Annotated in this window: 3 protein-coding genes; 1 reads left to right on the top strand and 2 read right to left on the bottom strand. The window is 61.4% G+C overall.

What is annotated here, in order from left to right; translation table 11 throughout:
- Window positions 1–176: 176 nt before the first annotated feature.
- Together ODQ19_RS27820 and algW are read right to left on the bottom strand one after the other, a co-directional pair.
- Window positions 177–2,270 (bottom strand): TonB-dependent siderophore receptor, encoded by a 2,094-nt coding sequence (locus ODQ19_RS27820; RefSeq protein WP_330211820.1) that lies wholly within the window; start codon window positions 2,268–2,270, stop codon window positions 177–179.
- A 112-nt stretch (window positions 2,271–2,382) separates the two neighbouring features.
- On the bottom strand, window positions 2,383–3,543 hold the full coding sequence (algW, locus tag ODQ19_RS27825) for a Do family serine endopeptidase AlgW (RefSeq protein WP_003188388.1): 1,161 nt from the start codon (window positions 3,541–3,543) through the stop codon (window positions 2,383–2,385).
- A gap of 101 nt (window positions 3,544–3,644) precedes the next feature.
- On the opposite strand from algW, the gene ODQ19_RS27830 reads away from it, so the two are divergent.
- Entirely contained in the window at window positions 3,645–4,403 is a 759-nt protein-coding gene (locus ODQ19_RS27830; protein ID WP_116666070.1) for a Nif3-like dinuclear metal center hexameric protein, read from the top strand.
- Window positions 4,404–4,440 lie beyond the last annotated feature (37 nt).

Genomic DNA, 4,440 nt, shown 5'->3' on the forward strand with positions numbered 1-4,440 from the left:
GGGGCGGCTAACCCGGCGTCCTGCCGGGTTACCCACGAATTCAAGCCTGCGTTCGGCCAGCGTGGTTTGACGGGGCGCCTGAGATCAAAAGCAGATCAAGATCAAGAGCGGCTCGCTTCGCATCGTGGTTACCTATGGCTATCGCAGGCAAGCCAGCTCTCACAATTTGACTGTATTTACAGATTAAGGGTCAGGCTAACCGTGAAGTTGCGCGGCTCGCCCGGGTTGACCCAATAGTTGCTGTAGGACCGCTCGTAGTACTTTTCATTGAACAGGTTGTTGAGGTTCAGCCCCACCGTCACGTTCTGCGTGGCCTTGTAATGGGCCAGCAAATCTACGGTGTGGTAGGCGGGCAGTTCGAAGCCTGTGCCGGCTTCGCCTGAGCGGTCACCTACATAGGTGAACGCTGCGCCCAGGTCTGAGCCACGCAACGCGCCGTCCTGGAACTCATACACGCCCAACACACTGCCACTGCGCTTGGCCACGCCGAGAATGCGGCTGCCCGTGGGGATGGTTTTGTCGCCCTTGGTCACTTCGGCGTCGATGTAGGCCAAGGCGCCGATCACGCGGACTGCGTCGGTCACTTGCCCGGTTACTTGCAGGTCGAAGCCCTGGCTGCGGGCCTTGCCCATGGCGCGGTTGAGGTTGGTCGCCGGGTCCAGGGTCAGCACGTTTTCCTTTTCGATATGAAAGGCCGCCAGGGTGGCGCTGAGGCGGTCGTCAAACAGCTCGCTCTTGATTCCCACCTCATAACCCACGCCTTCTTCGGGCTTGAAGGACTTGCCACCGGCATCCAGGCCGCTATTGGGCTTGAACGAGGTGGAGGCGTTAGCAAAAACGCCGACTTCTGGCGTGAGCTGGTAGAGCAGGCCGGCACGTTGAGTGAAGGCGTCGTGGGTTTGACGGCCCTTTGCGTGGTTGCGGGTGAAGTCGTCGGTGCTTTGTTCGAAGTGTTCGAAGCGCGCACCGATCATGCCGCGCAGGCGGTCGGTGAAGATGATCTGGTCTTGCAGGTTCAGTGCGTGGCTTTTGGTCTGTTCGAAGAAGTCGGTGCCGGAGCGTTTGCCGTTGGGTTTGGGCTGGCCATACACCGGCTTGTAGATGTCGATGGGATAGTCGCCAGCGATCGCCGTCACGCGCTCTTTCTTGCGGTAATCCTCGTATTCGGTACCGATCAACAGTTCATGTTGCCAACTGCCTATATCGAACACCCCGCGCAGTTCCAGCTGGGTGATGCTGTCATGCCAGCCCGTGGAGCGCTCCCGGTAGCGGCGATTGACGCTGTGGCCGTCTGCGTTCAACGCCCGGCTTTCCGAAGCATCGCCCCACAGGCTGCCTTGCTTGTAGTGGCTGGCCAGACGCAGTTTCCAGGCGTCATTGAGGTGGTGTTCCAACGCTGCCTGAATGCGGTTGTTGTGGTTGCGGATATTGCCGTCGTTGGGCTCGCCGAGGAAAGTGGAATGGGACATGCCGGTGTTGGCGACGATGCCTCGGTCGAAGGTGGAACTGTGGCGCACGAACTCACTTTCCACCAGCAGGGTGGTGTCCGGGTCCAACTGCCAACTGAAGGAGGGCGCGACGAACACGCGCTTGGCGTCGACGTGATCGCGAAAACTGTGCTTGTCTTCAACGGCCAGGTTCACTCGCGTCAGCACGCGCCCCTCGCTGTCCAGCGGCGTATTTACATCCAGCGCGGTGCGGTAGCGGTCCCAACTGCCGGCGCTGGTCTGCAATGTGGTGAAGGGTTCGGGCTGGGGCTTCTTGGTGACGATATTCACCGTGCCACCGGGATCGCCGCGCCCATAGAGGCTGGCGGCGGGGCCCTTGAGCACTTCGATGCGCTCGATATTCGCTGCGTCCGGGGGGCTGGGGTAACCGCGGTTAGCGCTGAAACCGTCCTGGTAGAACTCGGATGTGGTGAAGCCGCGCACACTGTATTCGTAGAGGGTCAGGCCACCGAAGTTGTTTTGCTTGGATACGCCGCCAGCGAATTCCAGGGCGCGTTCCACGCTGGTACTGCCCAGGTCTTTGAGTACCGTGGCCGGAATCACGCTGATCGATTGCGGGATGTCGCGCAGAGCCGTGTCGGTCTTGGTCGCACTGGCAGAGCGGGTGGCACGGTAGCCGTCGACCGGACCGGTGGCGGACTCATAGGCGTCGGAGGTGACGCTGATGGTGTCCAGTTCCAGAGTGTTTTCTTCGGCGTAAGCAGGGTCGAGCAGCAAACCCAGGGCCAGGCCGGCCAAGGGCACAAACTTTCGAGACGGCATGATAGAGCGTTCCAATAGCGATATTGAAACAATATAACATGCCTAATGAGAATGAATCGCTAAGAAATGTAGCCTTACAAGCGCCCGCGAACGGGCGCTTGGGTCGCGACGGTTATTGCTCTTCTTTCACGGGCGCGGTCGCCGGTGGTGGGCGCAGGCCGATTTCCGCCGACAGTTTGATCTCCTTGCCGTTGCGCATCACCAGGATCGCCACCTTGTCGGTCGGCTTGATCCGCGCCACCTGGTTCATCGACTTGCGGCCATCACCCGCCGGGGCGCCGTCGATGCTGAGGATCACATCGCCCAGTTGCAGGCCGGCTTTCTGCGCCGGGCCGTCGCGGAAGATCCCCGCTACCACGATGCCTGGACGCCCGGTCAGGCCGAATGACTCGGCCAGTTCCTTGGTCAAGGGCTGTACTTCAATGCCCAGCCAGCCGCGAATCACCTGGCCGTGCTCGATGATCGACTTCATCACTTCCATCGCCAGCTTCACCGGGATCGCAAAGCCAATGCCCTGTGAACCGCCGGACTTGGAAAAAATCGCGGTGTTGATGCCGGTCAGGTTGCCATTGGCGTCCACCAGCGCACCGCCGGAGTTGCCGGGGTTGATCGCCGCGTCGGTCTGGATGAAATCTTCGTAGCTGTTAAGGCCCAGCTGGTTACGCCCGGTGGCGCTGATGATGCCCATGGTCACCGTTTGCCCCACCCCGAACGGGTTGCCGATGGCCAGCGCCACATCGCCCACGCGCAAACCGTCGGAGCGGCCGAGAGTGATGGCCGGCAGGTTCTTCAAATCAATCTTGAGTACCGCGAGGTCTGTTTCCGGGTCGCTGCCCACCACGCGGGCCAGGGTTTCGCGGCCGTCACGCAGGGCCACCACGATCTGGTCGGCGCCGGTGGTCACGTGGTTATTGGTGAGGATGTAGCCTTCAGGGCTCATGATCACGCCGGAGCCGAGGCTGGATTCCATGCGGCGCTGCTTGGGGCCGTTGTCACCGAAATAGCGGCGAAATTGCGGGTCTTCAAACAACGGGTGCGCGGGCTTGTTGATGACCTTGGTGGTGTACAGGTTGACCACCGCAGGCGCGGCGATGACCACGGCATCGGCATAGGTCACTGGACCCTGCACCACCGTGTTGGTCTGCGGCGCCTGTTGCAGGTTCACATCCAGTGTGGGCAGGCCCACCCACTGGGGATAACGCTGGATAATCAGCATCGCGATCAGCACGCCAGCCAACAATGGCCATCCAAAAAAACGCAGTGCCTTGAGCATCAAGTAAGTCCTGACAGGTTGCAGGGGGCGGGAGAGCGCCCATAATGTCGCGCATTATACGAGGCTGTGACGCCTGCGAACGGGATATTTAGGAGTCTTTTATGGCCGTGCCCCTTACTACCCTCGTCGAGGAAGCCGACCGCTACCTCGGCAGCGCCAAAATTGCCGATTACTGCCCCAATGGCCTGCAGGTCGAGGGCCGGCCCCAAGTGATACGCATCGTCAGCGGCGTGACCGCCAGCCAAGCCCTGCTGGACGCCGCCGTCGAAGCCAAGGCCGACCTGGTGCTGGTGCACCACGGTTACTTCTGGAAGGGCGAAAACCCATGCATCACCGGCATGAAGCAGCGCCGCCTTAAAACCCTGCTCAAGCATGACATCAGCCTGCTGGCCTACCACTTGCCCCTGGACCTGCACGCCGATGTCGGCAACAACGTGCAACTGGCTCGCCACCTGGACATCACCGTCGAAGGCCCCCTGGACCCCGGCAACCCAAAAATCGTCGGCCTGGTCGGCTCCCTGGCCGAGCCCTTGTCACCCCGTGACTTCGCCCGCCGCGTGCAGGAGGTGATGGGCCGCGAACCGCTGCTGATCGAAGGCAGCGAGATGATTCGCCGCGTCGGCTGGTGTACCGGTGGCGGCCAGGGCTACATCGACCAGGCGATTGCCGCCGGTGTCGATTTGTACCTGAGCGGTGAAGCATCCGAACAGACCTTCCACAGCGCCCGGGAAAACAACATCAGCTTCATCGCCGCCGGCCATCACGCCACCGAACGCTACGGCGTGCAGGCGTTAGGCGACTACCTGGCGCGACGCTTTGCCCTGGAGCATCTGTTCATCGACTGCCCCAATCCGATCTAAAGCACAGCACTGAACACTGTGGGAGCTGGCTTGCCTG

The organism is Pseudomonas sp. AM4(2022) (assembly GCF_036346515.1).
Lineage (GTDB): Bacteria > Pseudomonadota > Gammaproteobacteria > Pseudomonadales > Pseudomonadaceae > Aquipseudomonas > Aquipseudomonas paracarnis.

Excerpts from the sequence above, each read along its gene's own strand:
- algW (WP_003188388.1), bottom strand. The coding sequence starts at position 3,543 with ATGCTCAAGGCACTGCGTTTTTTTGGATGGCCATTGTTGGCTGGCGTG.
- ODQ19_RS27820 (WP_330211820.1), bottom strand. The coding sequence starts at position 2,270 with ATGCCGTCTCGAAAGTTTGTGCCCTTGGCCGGCCTGGCCCTGGGTTTG.
- ODQ19_RS27830 (WP_116666070.1), top strand. The coding sequence starts at position 3,645 with ATGGCCGTGCCCCTTACTACCCTCGTCGAGGAAGCCGACCGCTACCTC.